The sequence below is a fragment of the Pseudomonas sp. ANT_H12B genome (assembly GCF_008369325.1).
In the GTDB taxonomy this organism is placed as follows: Bacteria; Pseudomonadota; Gammaproteobacteria; order Pseudomonadales; family Pseudomonadaceae; genus Aquipseudomonas.
On the sequence record NZ_VOBI01000003.1, the window covers coordinates 333,329 to 349,102 of the forward strand.

The window sequence follows — 15,774 nt, forward strand, 5'->3', positions numbered from 1 at the left end:
CATCTCCAGCAGAATGTCCGAGCATTCTGCTAGGGATAAGCCGCTTAGTCGAGCTTGGCGGACGGCGGCTCTTGCGGCGATTTGCCATCAGCCAGCGGCACGATGGTTTTGACTTCCGGCTCGACGGGCACCATTTTGTATTCCTGGCCGTGAAGGTTCTTGAGGTAAACCTCCATCTGCCGGAACGAGATGTTGATGTGCTGTTTCTTGAACTCGCGGTTGATGAAGCGGTTGACCTCGTCGAGCACCGGGTTTCGGTCGCCGAGATCGCGCACATGCATACGCAGTTCGTGGTCGAGGGTGCTTTCGCCAAAGTTCAGGAAGTAAACGAGCGGCTCGGGTTCCTTGAGCACTCGAGGGTTCTCCCGTGCGGCTTTCAACAGCAGTTCTTTCACCAGGTCCAGGTCCGAGCCGTAATCGACGCCGAGCTTGAGGGTCACGCGAGTGATGGTGTCAGTCAGGGACCAGTTGATCAGTTGCCCGGTGATGAACGTCTTGTTCGGGACAATGATGTCTTTGCGGTCGAAGTCGGTGATGGTCGTGGCGCGGATACGGATCTTGCTCACCGTGCCCGACAGGTTGCCGATGGTGATGGTGTCGCCGATCCGCACCGGGCGTTCGAACAGGATCATGATCCCGGAGATGAAGTTCGCGAAGATCTCCTGCATCCCGAAACCGAGGCCTACCGATAGCGCCGCTACCAGCCATTGCAACTTGTCCCAACTCACGCCGAGCGTGGACAGGGTCGAGACGAAACCGACGCCGGCGATCACGTAGGACAGCAACGTGGTGGTGGCGTAAGCGCTGCCCTGAGCCAGGTTCAGCTTCGACAGCACCAATACTTCCAGCAGCCCCGGCAAGTTGCGCGCCAGCGCGAAGGTGATGCCGATGATGATCACCGCGCCGAGCATGTCGCCGATGCTGATCGGCACCATGCTCATGTTGGCGCCGGTGCCGCTGGTGTATTCGTAGAGGGTGACGTTGTCCAGGTACGAAAACACCGAGATCAGATCGGACCAGACCCAGTACAACGCCGCGATGAAACCGCCGAGCAGGGCCAGACGAATCAGGCGCAGGGACTGTTCGTTGACCTTTTCGATGTCCAGCGTCGGCTCCTCGATCACCGCTTCGCCGTCGCCGGCCTCTTTCGCGGCCTGGCGTTTAGCCAGGGCGCGCTGGTAGGCCAGGCGTCGTGCCGCAACGCTGAGACCGCGCACGAAGGTGGCTTCGATCACCAGCCAGAACATCAGCAGGTAAAGGGTGTTGATCAACCGGTCGCTGAGTTTCAGAGCGGTGTAGTAGTAGCCGAAGCACACCGCCACAAACAACGCGACGGGCAGGACCGTGAACATGACCCCTACGGCCTTGCGGAACAGCGACGTGTTCTGGTGAGTCGGGCTGCTGATCAGCAGGCGGCTGAGCAACCAGGCCATCAAGGCGTAGCAGGTCAGCACCACCGGCATGCCGAGTACGTCATCGGCCAACGCCGCCGGTTGCAGTTCGGCGACCGCCACGACCGCGACGAGGGCCATCACCACCAGCCCGAGGCGGCGGACCCAGCCTTGAAGGAATTCGACCTGGGGTTTTTCCCAGCGGAAGTGCAATTCGGCCACGCCACCCGGCGCGAGGATCCGGTAAGCGGTGTAGAACACCAGCCAGGCTTGAGCCATTTGCAGCAGCGCCGCGCCCATATTGGCGTTCTGTCCGCGGGCGTCGATCTGCAGGGCCAGGCCACACAAGGCAAGACCCAGCGAGACCGGCATCGCCAGCAGGATATTGATCAGGATCGCCTGCGGGGTGTGCCACTGACTGTCGCGCTTGAAGTGGCCGATGTCCTGGTGAACCTTGTTCAGTCGGGCATAGAGGCTCTCGCGCCGCCACAACAGGGCGCCGATCAGCAGCGCCAGCGGCAGGAACAGCAGCGGTCGCTGGGTCAGGCCATCAGACAGTTCGCTCAGGCTTGAGGCCCATGGCAGGGTGGTGGCCTGACGCTGCAGGCGCTCCGGCACGCCGTGCATCCATTCAAGATCCAGCGGTTTATTGCTGGGAATCCAGAACATTTGCTCATCGAGGGTCGCCCGCAGGCTTTGCGCGGTGCTGAGCAGTTGTTTCTGATTGAGTTGCAGGGTAATGGATTCGTTAAGCACCGCGCTCAATTCGCGGTTCAGCCGCTCCAGCAGGTCTGCGCGAGTCGTCGCCAGTTCCAACAGGCTTTTGCGCAGCTGCGGGGTGACCTGCTCCGGCGTTTGGGTGGCCAGCAGATTGTCGACGTAAGTGGCCGGATTGCTGAGCAGTTCCCGTTGCTGGCTGACTTCGAACTGATACAGGCGAATGTCGGCAATCTGGTCGGCCAGGTCGCGGTCGAGCTTGAGGCGCGGCAGGGCCTGTTTCTGTTTGTAGAGAATCTTGGAGAGCAGCAGGCTGCCCTTGAGCACATTGATTTGCTCGTCCAGGGCCGAATCGCTTTGGGTCACGCTGTCCAACTGCTGCTTGGTCTGCAGGTTTTGCTGGGTGACTTCGTTGAGGCGGTCAGTGCTTTTGAGCAGGTAGTCCGACAGCTTCAGGTTGGCCGCGCTTTCGGTGGCCAGCAAGGCGCTGCCGCCAGCCTTCTGCGCTTCGATGGATTGTTGGGTAACCGTTTCTTGAGACTGTGCCAGGCGCTTCTGGTTGATCAGGTTTTGCAGATCCTGGATTTCCTTTTCCAGGCGGTCGGATTTTTCCGAGAGCAAGTCATGCTGACTGTTGCCCAGGTCCTGCAACTGGTTGTTACCGGCCAACTCCTGACGACGCAACGGGATCAGGGCATTGAGTGCCGCGAGCTCGGCATTGAGCAGGTCGCGCTGCTCACCGCTCAAGGTCTTGCCGTTGTCCTTGCCGGCCTTGAGGATGTTATTGATCTGCTGGATGCGCGTCTGGCTGGTGGAGATTTCCGCCTGGGCGCGCTCGGGCCGGGTCTGGGCGGTAATGATCAGGCTGTTGGCGTCGGCCAGGGCCTTTTGCAGATCGCTTTGCTGGGTGGAGCGCTCAGTCAGCATCTGCTCGAGTTGCTGAATGGACTCTTTGGCATAGCGTTGCGGCACCGGCACCATATTGGTGGCCTTGAGCCGGGTCAGTTCGCGCTGGTTTTCGATGTTCTGCTTGGGGGCGGTGGCCAGCTGCTGCTTGATGTCGGCCAGCTTCTGCTCGTAATCACGCTTGTTGTTGAGCTGCGTCAGCGTGCCTTGCAGGATGCTCTGCAGGGCTTTTTGATCGGTTTCCGGCAGTTTGCGGTCGGCGATCTTGTCCAGATTCGCCTGCACGGCTTCGCTGGTCGGCGGTTCGGCCGCTTGCAACGTACCGACAGAAAGACTCAAGCCCAGCAGGGCCGTGACGAAAAAGGTGCGCAGGGTTGACATAGAGACCGATCGAAAACAAGACGAAGTGTGGAGTTTAGAGGAACAAGCCCGGACCCGGGCGACTTCCTTCGGGGAATCTGACGCCCACTTTGCCGATCTTGTTCCCTTCCATGACCGCGACGGTCCAGATGGTGTTGTTCCATTCCACCTGGTCACCGACGACTGGAGCACCGCCCACTTTCTGGGCAATGAAACGGCCCAGGGACATGTCCGGATCGATACCTTCGACTTTCAACCCGTACAGCGCGGCAACCGCGGCCAGCTGGGCATCTCCTTCGAGAACGAAGTCGCCGAAGAAGCGCAAATCGAGGCCCCGTTGCGGCGCCTGGCTGAAGAGTTTTCCGAGGGCTGGAAGGTTGTGTTCATGGCCGATTACGCACAGCAAATCGTCGACTTCGAGCACCGTACTACCCGACGGATGGAGCAGTTGCTGACCCCGAAACAGGGCTGCGATCCGGGTGCCTTCGGGCATTTTCAGCTCGCGAAGGGGCGAGCCGATGCACCATTTCTCGGCACCGAGGCGATAAACGAACAACTCCCACTCGCTGGTGACGTGCACTTCAAGAGCCGCGCGGGAGATCGGCGCCGGCTCCGGCGGAACGGTCACTTTCAAAAGTTTCGCCACCCACGGCAGGCTCGTGCCCTGTACCAGCAGCGAGACCAGCACGATAAAGAAGGCGAGGTTGAAGTACAGCTGGGCGTTAGGCAGACCGGCCATCAACGGGAACACTGCCAGAATGATCGGGACCGCGCCGCGTAACCCGACCCAGGAAATGAACACCTTCTCACGCCCGTGGAACGCCTTGAACGGCAGCAGGCCCACCATCACCGACAGCGGCCGGGCAAACAGAATCATCCATAACGCCAGACCCAGTGCTGGCAGGGCGATCGGCAACAAATCGTGGGGCGTCACTAGCAGCCCCAGCACCAGGAACATCCCGATCTGGGCCAGCCAGGCCATGCCGTCGAGCATGTGCAAAATGCCGTGGCGGCTGCGCACCGGGCGATTGCCGATCACCAGACCGCACAGGTAGACCGCGAGGAAGCCACTGCCGTGCAGGGCGTTGGTCAGGGCGAACACCAGCAAGCCGCCGGCAATCACCAGAATCGGATAGAGGCCGGTAGCCAGGTTGATTCGATTGACCAGTTGCAGCATGACCCAGCCGCCGCCGAGGCCGATGATGGCGCCGATGCCGAACTCGCGCACAAGGTGGGTGAGCAGGCTCCAGTGCAGGCCGGTCTGGCCGCTGGCGAGCATGTCGATCAGAGTCACGGTGAGGAACACCGCCATCGGGTCGTTGCTGCCGGATTCGATCTCGAGGCTGGCGGTCACCCGTTCGTTCAAGCCTTTGCCGCCCAGCAGCGAGAACACCGCCGCGGCGTCAGTGGAGCCGACGATGGCGCCGATCAGCAGGCCCTGAATCAGGTTCAGGTTGAACAGCCAGGCGGCTGCCATGCCGGTCAGCCCGGTGGTGATCAACACCCCGACCGTGGCCAGAGACAACGCCGGCCATAACGCTACGCGGAAACTGGAAACCCGGGTTCGCAAGCCGCCGTCGAGCAGGATCACGGCAAGTGCGAGGTTGCCGACCAGATAAGCGGTGGGGTAGTTATCGAAGATAATGCCGCCGCCGTCGACGCCAGCGGCCATGCCCACGGCCAGGATGATCACCAGAATCGGGATACCGAGGCGGGACGAAAGTGAGCTCACCAGAATGCTTGCACCTACCAGCAACGCGCCGATCAAGAACAGGCTGTTGATGGTCGTCGCATTCAAAGGCAATACTCCAGAAAGCTGAAAGGCGGGCACAAACTGACCATGCAGTCTGCGTGCCAGCGATTCTAACCTGTTGAAATGTGATGCTGTCAAAAAGGTTTTGCAGCAGGGAGGCGCAGGGACGGTGATCGTTCCCACGCGGGTGCGTGGGAACGATCAGTTACGGGTTAGAGGCTAAACCGCCCAACCATATTGTTCAGGTCCAGCGCCAATCGCGACAGCTCACTGCTGGCTGCACTCGTCTGATTCGCCCCGGTCGCCGATTGCACCGACAGGTCACGAATGTTCACCAGATTACGGTCCACTTCCCGAGCCACTTGCGCCTGTTCTTCGGCAGCGCTGGCGATCACCAGGTTGCGTTCGTTGATCTCGACGATGGCGCTGTTGATGGTGTCCAGCGACATGCCAGCACCGCGAGCGATGTTCAAGGTCGATTCAGCGCGCTCGGTGCTGTTGCGCATCGAATCTACCGCGTGCTCGGTGCCACTCTGAATGCTGCCGATCATGCGTTCGATTTCGCTGGTCGACTGCTGAGTACGATGGGCCAGGGCGCGCACTTCGTCCGCGACTACCGCGAAACCACGGCCGGCCTCACCGGCACGAGCCGCTTCGATGGCTGCGTTCAACGCCAGCAGGTTGGTCTGGTCGGCCAGGCCGCGGATCACGTCCAGCACCTTGCCGATATCCCGGGACTCATTGGCCAGGTCGCCGATCAGGGTGGCGGTGCTCTGCACATCGGCGCTCATGCGTTCGATGGCGCTGACGGTTTCCTGCACCAGGTCACGGCCGTCACCGGCGGAGGTGGTGGCGTTTTTCGAAGCTTCGGAAGTGCTGACGGCATTGCGCGCGACTTCTTCCACTGCGCTGGTCATTTCGTTGACGGCGGTGGCGGCCTGTTCGATCTCGTTGTTCTGTTGAGTCAATCCACGGGCGCTTTCGTCGGTGACGCTGTTGAGTTCTTCAGCGGCGGACGCCAGTTGCGTGGCGGAGCCGGAAATCCGTTGCAAGGTATCGCGCAGCTTGTCTTGCATCTTCGACATGGCCAGCAGCAAACGGCCGGCTTCATCCTCGCCGTCGACAGTAATCGGACGCGTCAGGTTGCCTTCGGCGATTTCTTCGGCGGCGCTCAGGGCATTGGCGATCGGCTTGGTGATGCTGTTGGTCAGCAGCCAGGCGAAGAGAAGGGTCAGGCCGCCGGCGGTGACCAGCAAGGTAATGACCAGGTTGAAGGAAGACGAATACTGGTCGCTGGCGCCCTTCGTGGTTTCGTCGATTTGTTGCGTGTTGATCTCAAGCAACTTCGCCAAGGCCGAATTCACCGCCTCAGAGTTTGCCAGCAAATCGGTATTGAGCATGTTGCGCAGTTCATCAACCTGATTATTGCGCGACAGGGTTTTCATCCGGTCTTCAAGTTGGCGGTATTGGTTTAGCAACTGTACATATTGATCGTAAGCAGCACGTTGCTGCTGGCCTTCAATCAGCGGTTCATACATCTTTTGAGCGTTGCGGATCTGCTGGTTGCGCAGGTCGAACAACTCCATGGTTTTCTGCTGGGTCTCAGGTTCGCGGTTGACCAGCAAACGATAAGACAGCACTCGCAGACGCAGGGTCAGCTGGGTGAATTCATCGAGGCTCTTGATGCTCGGCACACTGATGGAGGCGATGTCTTCACCGGCACCGCGAATCTTGCTCATCTGGTTCAAGGCAAACACACCCAGGACCAGCATCAGCCCGCCAATCAGGGCGAAGCCCAGGAACGCCCGCGGCGCGATATTCATGTTACGAAGGGACATGGTTTTTACCGAAATGAGCGCATCCGTGCGGCGCTGAGACTGAGGTATGGGGGACTTATCGGTCCGACGACTAAAGTCTTGAGGCCCTGCGCGTTTTTGTCGCACAAAGGCTTCGGCGACGAAGTGCAGGAACCAGATCCGCCAATCACAGTCTTTAAAGTTCGCGAGGAAGGTCGCCCGCCAGCAAAATCAAGGCCTTGCGCCCGAATAACCCTGGCATCCGTGGTGACTTTTCTTTATCGTACGCGCCCTTTGAAAATGCCTGGAAAATCAAAATGTTGGAAGCATCCCTCAACCAATTGGAACAGCTGGTCAGCGACTTGGTGCAACAGAACCAGACCCTGCTCGGCACCAACCAGACCCTGAGCGCAGAACTGGCCCAGGCCAAGGATGAAAACGAAAGCCTGCAACTGAGCCTGATGGAACAGGAAGAGAAACAAGGCGCCACCGCTGCACGCATTCAGGCCCTCGTTGAGCGCGTCAGCGCCGGCCCAGTCAGCGCATGAGTCACGGCGCCGCAGGGGTAAAAGTCGTCTCGATCCTGGGGGAGGACTATTCGATCAAGGCGCCGGCCGGGGAAGAGCAAACCCTGCTGGACGCCGCATTAATGTTGAAGGCTGCCCTGGCCGACACCAAAAAGAAGTACCCGACACTGATCGGTGACCGACTGCTGGTGCTGGCCGCGATGAATCTGTGCTCCCAGCAGATCGAAATGCAAAAGCAGCACAAGCAGGAACTCGACCGTTACCAAGAGCAAGTCAGCGCCACGGTTGAAGTGATCTCCAAGACGATCAATCAGGCCTGATCGGCTTTGCGCACAACCAAAGAATAAATTGTCGTTTGTGTTGTATACAATCGGCACGGCTGTTGCAGTGTTTCAGCCTCTTATTCTTTGGGGGTGCTCCATGCAGTTCTGGCGACGCAGTATTCAATGGCAGTTGATCCTGAGTATGGGCACCGCCCTGCTGGCCAGTATTGTGATTGTGGTTGGCATTTATACCCTCGTGGTCAACCGTCTCGCCCAGAGCTATCTGGTCGAACAGGCACTGCCGTCGAGCATCGAAGCGATGCGCAACGACATCGAGCGAATCCTCGTTGGCGCGTGGCTTCAACCGGTTCCTCGACAGTCAGCGCGAGATGATCGGCGAAGTAGTGACCACCAGCGAGCAATTGCGCACAGCCGTCGGCCAGGTCGCGCGGGTAGTCGACAACACCGCCGAGCGCTCCGGTCGTCAGCAGGAAATGACCGACATGGTCGCCACCGCCGTCCATGAAATGGGCCTGACCGTGCAGGAAATCGCTCAGAACGCCGGCAACGCGGCAGTCGCTTCGCAAAACGCTCGTGATGAGGCGATGCAGGCGCGGGAAGTGGTGGGCGGATCGATCCGGCATATTGAAAGCATGTCCGACGAAATCGGCCTCGCCGCCAGCGCGGTGGGATGGGTGGGTTTCGGTTGAGTTGAGCCTGACCGCTTCAAGAACACGACGCGCCGATGAAGGCGCGTCTGCGAAGCGACAGTTATGCCCTTATCAGAAAAATTTCCCGCCCATAAAAGTCGACTCCTCCCATACTTAACATGTAAAAAACCTGCTTTTCCTTAACCCTCCAGTTCGATTCTTGCTCATCAATGTAGATGTCATCTGCAGCTAGCGTTCTGAACATGTCGTCTTGTCTGAACACTTTAGAGTTAGTGTAAGTGGTATCCGGAGTTACGATTTCATTCGTATACAGATCATCACCTAGCTTTATGTATCTCTTTTCGCTGATTCGTACGTTACCTTGATCCTTTATTACGTCGTTGACTCTGGCTGACATGAAAAATTGGTATTCGGTGAGCATTACATAAGGATCTATTAGTATTTCTGACGCTTCGCCACGTAATGGGGTGCCATACACCGTTGCATTCCATTGATCGATCCCGATATGCGTAAAATCTTTGAAAGTGACACGGTGGGTGCTCAGGTAGTGATCGTCTACCGACGTAACCTCGAACATTGCTGTTGCTGTTGTTTCAACACTTGATTCAATGTTGTCAGGTAATGTTGTGATGATGATCCGCGTTTTTTCATCAGAAAGCCGGTGGTGATTTTTGCTGGATACAGTGGAAAGTGTTGAGTTTTTGTTCGTCCAGACAGTGCCATTTCGCAAAGGCGTTTGTGAGACAGATGCGAGGATGCAGTAATCCTGCGTCACAAGCCCGGAAATCTTTATGGATCGCTCTTCGAAAGTTTGGCTGCTCATGGTGTTTTGCTCGTTTGAAGATAAGAGTCGGACGTCATTCGAGTCCATTCTTGCCGGGCAAACTGCTAACTACATGTCAGGCGAAATCAGCTTATCCTCCATTATTCATTCCCACACCTGTCAAAGTTGACAGGTGTGGGAAGTTTGAAACGGGCGACGGGTTATCGGTTCGATTACTGAATTGTCAGAACCACTCATCCTGCATCGTCAGGCACACATCATCCCGCGCCTCAAGAATCGCCAGCTCATGGTGGCAACCTGGCACTTCCCACGTCAGGAAATACCGCGCCGCCTGCAGCTTGCCTTTATAGAAGCTGACATCCGCCGCATTGCCCTTGGCCAACCCTTCCTCGGCGCGAATCGCCTGTTCCAGCCAGCGCCAGCCAATCACCGTATGACCAAACACTTTCAGGTACAGCGCCGAATTCGCCAGGCTGCTGTTGACCTTGCCCTGGCCCAAATCTGTCAGCAATCCGATGGTCACCGTTTGCAAGCGCGCCACCAGTTGCTCCAGTGGCTCACGCAGTGGGGTTAACGATTCGTACGCTTGGGCGCGCTCGACGGTGCTGGCGATCAGGCGGATCAATTGTTTGAGCCCCGCACCACCGTTCTGCGCCAATTTGCGGCCCAGCAAGTCCAGCGATTGAATGCCGTGAGTGCCCTCATGAATCGGGTTCAGACGGTTGTCGCGGTAATACTGCTCCACCGGATATTCGCGGGTATAACCGTGGCCGCCAAGAATCTGGATCGCCAGTTCGTTGGCCTTCAGGCAGAACTCCGAAGGCCAGGATTTGACGATCGGCGTCAGCAAATCCAATAGCTCGTGAGCCTGCTTGCGCTCGGGTTCGGTCTCAAGGGTTGTGGTGTCATCGAACAGCCGCGCCGCGTATAGACCGAGGTCGAATGAGCCTTCGACGTAGGCCTTTTGCGTCAGCAGCATGCGTTTGACGTCGGCGTGCTGAATGATCGCCACCGGTGCGGTGTTCGGGTCTTTGCTGTCCGGCACGCGACCCTGTGGACGCTCGCGGGCGTACTCCAGGGAATACAGGTAACCGGCGTAACCAAGCATCACCGCGCCCATGCCTACGCCAATCCGCGCCTCGTTCATCATCTGGAACATGTAGCTCAAACCATGGTGCGGCTTGCCCACCAGATAGCCGACGCACTCGCCGTTATCGCCGAAGTTCAGCGCAGTGGACGTGGTGCCGCGCCAGCCCATCTTGTGGAACAGCCCGGCCAGCAACACATCGTTGCGCTTGCCGAGACTGCCGTCATCGTTGACCAGAAACTTGGGCACGATGAACAACGAAATCCCTTTCACTCCGGCCGGTGCATCCGGCAACTTGGCCAGCACCATGTGCACAATGTTTTCCGACAGCGGGTGATCGCCGCCGGAGATGAAGATTTTGTTGCCCTTGAGTCGATAGGTGCCGTCAGACGCAGGCTCTGCGCGGGTACGAATATCCGACAGCGACGAGCCGGCATGCGGTTCGGTCAGCGCCATGGTGCCGAAGAAACGACCGTCGATCATCGGTTGCAGGAAGCGTTGCTTCTGCTCGTCGGTGCCGAAGCTTTCGATCAGGTTTGCCGCGCCCATGGTCAGGAACGGGTACGAGGTCGAGGCCGCGTTGGCCGACTGGAAGTGTGCGAAGCAGGCCTGGGACAACAGCGTAGGAAGTTGCATGCCGCCCGCGTCGAAACTGCGCGCCGCGTTGAGGAAACCGGCTTCGAGGAAGGCATCCACCGCCGGTTTCACTTCTGGAATCAGAATCGCCTGACCGTTCTCGTAGCGCGGCTCGTTCTCGTCGCCCTTGCGGTTATGCGGGGCGAAGAACTTCTCGGCGATGTTGCGGGCGGTACCGATGGCCGCATCGAAGGTCTCGCGGTTGTGCTCGGCGAACCGCTCACGCTGGGTCAGGCCCTCGGCATCAAGGACTTCATACAGCTCGAAAGCCAGATTGCGGGAACTGAGCAACGTCTCGGACATGGCGGCCTACCTTTTTTTGGAATGGACCGAGTCTAGGCGTGGGGAGGGCTGGCTGAAAGGATGATTGATGTGGGTGATGGTGGAGCAGAGCGGCAGCTTAGCAGGCGCCACAAAACAAATGTGGGAGCGAGCCTGCTCGCGATGGCGCCTGCACATCCAAAAAAGATGTGACTGACAGACCGCTATCGCGAGCAGGCTCGCTCCCACAGGGATTTTGCAAACCAGGCAACCATTGCGGATGCCCGGTCTTATTACGGTTTAGCCGATCGTCATCAAACTGGCGTTACCACCCGCCGCAGCGGTGTTAACGCTCAATGCACGCTCGATCACCAGACGTTCCAACGCAATGTTGGTTTCGCCCTGCGACAAACCATGAACCCCGACAATCGCACCGGCACGCTTGGCAACCTGCTGGCAGACCGCGCGCAGCTGATCGGAATGGCCATGATGCAGAACCGCATCAAACACCACTTCGTCCTTGTTCCAGTCGGAAACCAGCTTGATCTTCGCCTGAATCTCCTTCGGCAGACGTGCGAACAATGCCTTGGTCAATTCAGCTTCCGGCCACACCGCCGAACCGCCTACCGCCAGGACCGCTGTCAATTGAGTCAGCAGATCGCCTTCGACTTCCGCCAGGCACAGCACGTGTTCACGCGGCAGAATGGCGTAGCTGTTGCGCTCACCGGTCGGGCCCGACAGAACACGGGTGATCCCGCTTTGCGATTGCGCCGCGAACTGCACGCACAGGTCGCTCAGATCAGCAAGCTTGTTGCTGTCAGCCCAGGCTTGCAGGGCGGTCAGCGGTTTGCTCATGGCGTCACGCAGACGAACGTCCGGCGCAGCGATTGCGTCACCGCGGGCGAAGGATTGTTCGATCGCACCGGTAGGACGAGTCGACAGCAAGCGGTACAGATACAGCGGACCACCGGCCTTCGGACCAGTCCCCGACAAACCTTCGCCACCGAACGGCTGCACGCCGACCACAGCACCGACGATGTTGCGGTTCACGTAGACGTTACCGGCGTTGACGTTGTCGATCACCTTGGCGATGGTCTCGTCGATGCGAGTGTGCACGCCCAGTGTCAGGCCGTAGCCGGAAGCGTTGATCTGACCGATCAGCTGGTCAATGTCTTTGCGCTTGTAGCGAACTACGTGCAGCACCGGGCCGAAGATCTCACGTTGCAGCTCATCGAAGCTTTCCAGTTCGATCAATGTCGGCATCACGAAGGTGCCGCGTTTGACTTCTTCGCTATTGGCGATGGCCACCTGGTACACGCTGCGACCTTTGTCGCGCATGGCCTGGATGTGCTTCTCGATGCCCGCCTTGGCTTCGGCGTCGATCACCGGGCCGATGTCCACGGACAGGCGCTCAGGGTTGCCGAGGCGACATTCAGCCATGGCACCTTTGAGCATTTCGATGACACGGTCAGCGGAATCTTCCTGCAAGCACAGCACTCGCAGTGCCGAGCAGCGTTGACCGGCGCTGTCGAAGGCCGACGACACCACGTCGATGACGACTTGTTCAGTCAGCGCCGAGGAGTCGACGATCATCGCGTTCTGGCCACCGGTTTCGGCGATCAGCGGAATCGGGCGACCCTGAGCATCCAGTCGACCGGCGACGTTGCGTTGCAGCAAGCGAGCGACTTCGGTGGAACCGGTAAACATCACGCCTTTGACCCGATCGTCACCGACCAAGCGAGCGCCAACTGTTTCGCCACGCCCCGGCAGCAGTTGCAGCACGCCTTCCGGAATCCCGGCTTCGAGCAGCAAGCGCACAGCTTGAGCAGCCACCAGCGGGGTTTGTTCTGCAGGCTTGGCCAGTACCGGGTTGCCGGCAGCCAGGGCCGCAGCGACTTGACCGCTGAAAATTGCCAGCGGGAAGTTCCACGGGCTGATGCAGACCACCGGACCCAATGGGCGGTGGGCGTCGTTGGTGAAATCGTTGCGCGCCTGCACTGCGTAATAACGCAGGAAGTCCACGGCTTCACGCACTTCGGCGATGGCATTGGCGAAAGTCTTGCCGGCTTCACGAGCCAGCAGGCCCATCAGTGGCTGGATCTCGCCTTCCATCAAATCGGCGGCACGTTCCAGAATCGCGGCGCGTTCGGCGGGCGGGGTGGCCTGCCAGATCGGTGCAGCGTTCAGGGCGCACTGGATCGCGTTGTCGACGTCTTCGACAGTTGCTTCCTGCACATGACCGACCACATCACGCAGATCTGACGGGTTCAGAACCGGCGCAGGCGTTTCAGTGCTGGAAGCACAACCGAGCATCGGCGCCGCTTTCCAGTTGTTATGAGCAGTCGCCAGCAAAGCACAGGACAGCGAAGCCAGACGATGTTCGTTGGCCATGTCGATGCCGCTGGAGTTAGCGCGCTCGGCACCATAAAGGTCACGCGGCAGCGGGATACGCGGGTGCGGCAGGCCGAAGCCGCCTTCCAGCGTCGCCATCTGCTCGATGCTGGCCACTGGATCGGCCACCAAGGCCTGAATCGAGATGGACTGATCGGCTATCTGGTTGACGAACGAGGTGTTCGCGCCGTTCTCCAGCAGACGACGTACCAGGTACGCCAACAGCGTTTCGTGCGTACCGACCGGTGCGTACACGCGGCAAGGACGGTTCAACTTGCCTTCGGAAACTTTGCCTACAACCTGTTCGTACAGTGGTTCGCCCATGCCGTGCAGGCACTGAAATTCGTACTGACCCGGGTAATAGTTCTGACCGGCTATGTGATAAATGGCCGACAAGGTGTGGGCGTTGTGCGTGGCGAACTGCGGATAAATGACTTCCGGCACCGACAACAGTTTGCGTGCGCAGGCGATGTAGGAAACGTCGGTGTACACCTTGCGGGTGTACACCGGATAGCCTTCCAGGCCTTCGACCTGAGCGCGTTTGATTTCGCTGTCCCAGTACGCGCCTTTTACCAGACGGATCATCAGGCGATGACGGCTACGGCGAGCCAGGTCAATCACGTAGTCGATCACGTACGGGCAACGCTTCTGATAAGCCTGGATCACGAAACCGATGCCGTTCCAGCCGGTCAGTTGCGGCTCGAAGCACAGGCGCTCCAGCAGATCCAGCGACAGCTCGAGGCGGTCGGCTTCTTCGGCGTCGATGTTCAGGCCGATGTCGTATTGCTTGGCCAGCAGGGTCAGCGACAGCAGGCGCGGGTACAGCTCGTCCATCACGCGCTCGTACTGGGCACGGCTGTAACGCGGGTGCAGTGCTGACAGCTTGATCGAAATGCCCGGACCTTCATAAATCCCACGACCGTGAGACGCTTTGCCGATCGAGTGGATGGCTTGTTCGTACGAGGCCAGGTATTTCTGGGCGTCGTGCTCGGTGAGTGCGGCTTCACCCAGCATGTCGTAGGAATAGCGGAAACCCTTGGATTCGAACTTGCTCGCATTGGCCAGGGCTTCGGCGATGGTTTCGCCGGTGACGAACTGCTCGCCCATCAGGCGCATGGCCATGTCGACGCCCTTGCGGATCATCGGCTCGCCGCTCTTGCCGATGATGCGGCTCAGGGACGAGGTCAGTCCGGCTTCGTTATGCGTGGCGACCAATTTGCCGGTCAGCAGCAAGCCCCAGGTTGCGGCGTTGACGAACAGCGACGGGCTGTTGCCCAAGTGCGGGTGCCAGTTGCCGGTGCTGATCTTGTCGCGAATCAGCGCGTCACGCGTGCCTTTGTCCGGGATGCGCAGCAGCGCCTCGGCCAGGCACATCAGTGCCACGCCTTCCTGGGAGGACAGGGAAAATTCCTGCAACAGGCCCTGAACGATCCCGGCACGGCCGCCGGCGCTCTTCTGATTGCGCAGTTTTTCGGCAATCGAGGAGGCGAGCTTGTTGGTGGCTTCGGCCATCGCAGCAGGCAGGCGCGCCTGTTCGATCAGCATCGGCACCACTTCTGGCTCAGGGCGACGGTAAGCGGCGGTGATCGAAGCGCGCAGTACCGATTGCGGCAGGATGCTTTCGGCGAACTCAAGGAAGCACTGGTGTGCGTGGTCAGCATGGACCTCGCCGGCATCGTCAGCGTCTTTGCTGATCAAACCGCTCAGCTCGGACAGGGTTGCACCACCCTCGAGTTTTTCCAGGTAATTGAAAATTGCCTGCTTGATCAGCCAGTGCGGAGTGCGATCAATCGAAGTCGCGGCTGCTTTCAGGCGCTCGCGGGTCGGGTCGTCAAGTTTGACCCCAAGGGTGGTGGTAGCCATATTTTTATCCTCATGTTTGCCGCAACCGCGCGGCATCAGCTGGCGGCAAGATTAGCTGTGCGTCAGCTGAGGTGCAACCGGGTGCAACCCTTTTTTTGACGGAATAATACGCAGCTCGTCAGGAAATAAATTCCGTTAGGAAAGTACCGCCCCTGCTTGGTGCTTTTGCTTATAGCAACGCGCCATGACTGCGCTAAAAGGGAGCAAAAAACCGTGTTTTGTAAATAAATCCGACTAGGTGCAACTTATTCGCCAGAAACTGGTTGCACCTTATTTGCTTTGTTGAATAGCATTCGCGGCCAAGGTGCAACCGGACTCCAAAAGTCTGGTGCACCGGCTGATGGCTTTCCTGGGGAAACATCAGTCAT

8 protein-coding genes and 2 pseudogenes are annotated in these 15,774 nt (G+C 58.9%); 3 read left to right on the plus strand and 7 right to left on the minus strand.

All coding sequences use genetic code 11. The features are described from left to right. Positions 1–44: 44 nt before the first annotated feature. The 4 genes and pseudogenes from mscK to FQ185_RS30990 form a co-directional block, all read right to left on the minus strand. The gene (gene mscK, locus FQ185_RS06805) at positions 45–3,395 is read right to left on the minus strand and encodes a mechanosensitive channel MscK (protein ID WP_149416840.1); all 3,351 of its coding nucleotides are present in this window, start codon (positions 3,393–3,395) and stop codon (positions 45–47) included. Between the two features lie 34 nt (positions 3,396–3,429). Then, complete coding sequence (locus FQ185_RS06810) at positions 3,430–5,172, minus strand: potassium/proton antiporter (RefSeq protein ID WP_149416841.1); 1,743 nt, start codon at positions 5,170–5,172, stop codon at positions 3,430–3,432. A gap of 167 nt (positions 5,173–5,339) precedes the next feature. Beyond that, positions 5,340–6,212, minus strand: coding sequence for a methyl-accepting chemotaxis protein (locus tag FQ185_RS30985; RefSeq protein WP_371926599.1), 873 nt, complete (start codon positions 6,210–6,212; stop codon positions 5,340–5,342). After that, positions 6,195–6,965: pseudogene (locus FQ185_RS30990) on the minus strand (MCP four helix bundle domain-containing protein); the annotation flags it as partial. The gene FQ185_RS30985 and the pseudogene FQ185_RS30990, both read right to left, overlap by 18 nt. 275 nt (positions 6,966–7,240) lie before the next feature. On the opposite strand from FQ185_RS30990, the gene FQ185_RS06820 reads away from it, so the two are divergent. The 3 genes and pseudogenes from FQ185_RS06820 to FQ185_RS30840 form a co-directional block, all read left to right on the plus strand. Continuing rightward, positions 7,241–7,471 carry a hypothetical protein gene (locus tag FQ185_RS06820; RefSeq protein WP_149416843.1) on the plus strand — a complete coding sequence of 77 codons (231 nt, stop codon included), beginning with the start codon at positions 7,241–7,243 and terminating at the stop codon, positions 7,469–7,471. Then, complete coding sequence (locus FQ185_RS06825) at positions 7,468–7,770, plus strand: cell division protein ZapA (protein WP_149416844.1); 303 nt, start codon at positions 7,468–7,470, stop codon at positions 7,768–7,770. The genes FQ185_RS06820 and FQ185_RS06825 overlap by 4 nt, the downstream gene beginning before the upstream one ends. Positions 7,771–8,057: 287 nt before the next feature. Continuing rightward, a pseudogene (locus FQ185_RS30840) lies at positions 8,058–8,405 on the plus strand (chemotaxis protein); the annotation flags it as partial. A gap of 79 nt (positions 8,406–8,484) precedes the next feature. On the opposite strand, the gene FQ185_RS06835 reads toward FQ185_RS30840, so the two are convergent. From FQ185_RS06835 to putA, 3 genes are all read right to left on the minus strand, one after another. Next, positions 8,485–9,207, minus strand: coding sequence for a hypothetical protein (locus FQ185_RS06835; RefSeq protein ID WP_149416845.1), 723 nt, complete (start codon positions 9,205–9,207; stop codon positions 8,485–8,487). 184 nt (positions 9,208–9,391) lie between these two features. Then, positions 9,392–11,194 (minus strand): acyl-CoA dehydrogenase, encoded by a 1,803-nt coding sequence (locus FQ185_RS06840; protein ID WP_149416846.1) that lies wholly within the window; start codon positions 11,192–11,194, stop codon positions 9,392–9,394. 258 nt (positions 11,195–11,452) lie between these two features. Next, positions 11,453–15,406 (minus strand): trifunctional transcriptional regulator/proline dehydrogenase/L-glutamate gamma-semialdehyde dehydrogenase, encoded by a 3,954-nt coding sequence (gene putA / locus FQ185_RS06845; RefSeq protein ID WP_149416847.1) that lies wholly within the window; start codon positions 15,404–15,406, stop codon positions 11,453–11,455. Between the last annotated feature and the right edge of the window lie 368 nt (positions 15,407–15,774).

What these genes read in the sequence shown, in the direction of transcription:
- mscK (WP_149416840.1), bottom strand. Translation starts at nt 3,395, where the DNA reads ATGTCAACCCTGCGCACCTTTTTCGTCACGGCCCTGCTGGGCTTGAGT.
- FQ185_RS30985 (WP_371926599.1), bottom strand. Translation starts at nt 6,212, where the DNA reads ATGTCGAAGATGCAAGACAAGCTGCGCGATACCTTGCAACGGATTTCC.
- FQ185_RS06820 (WP_149416843.1), top strand. Translation starts at nt 7,241, where the DNA reads ATGTTGGAAGCATCCCTCAACCAATTGGAACAGCTGGTCAGCGACTTG.
- FQ185_RS06825 (WP_149416844.1), top strand. Translation starts at nt 7,468, where the DNA reads ATGAGTCACGGCGCCGCAGGGGTAAAAGTCGTCTCGATCCTGGGGGAG.
- FQ185_RS06835 (WP_149416845.1), bottom strand. Translation starts at nt 9,207, where the DNA reads ATGAGCAGCCAAACTTTCGAAGAGCGATCCATAAAGATTTCCGGGCTT.
- FQ185_RS06840 (WP_149416846.1), bottom strand. Translation starts at nt 11,194, where the DNA reads ATGTCCGAGACGTTGCTCAGTTCCCGCAATCTGGCTTTCGAGCTGTAT.
- putA (WP_149416847.1), bottom strand. Translation starts at nt 15,406, where the DNA reads ATGGCTACCACCACCCTTGGGGTCAAACTTGACGACCCGACCCGCGAG.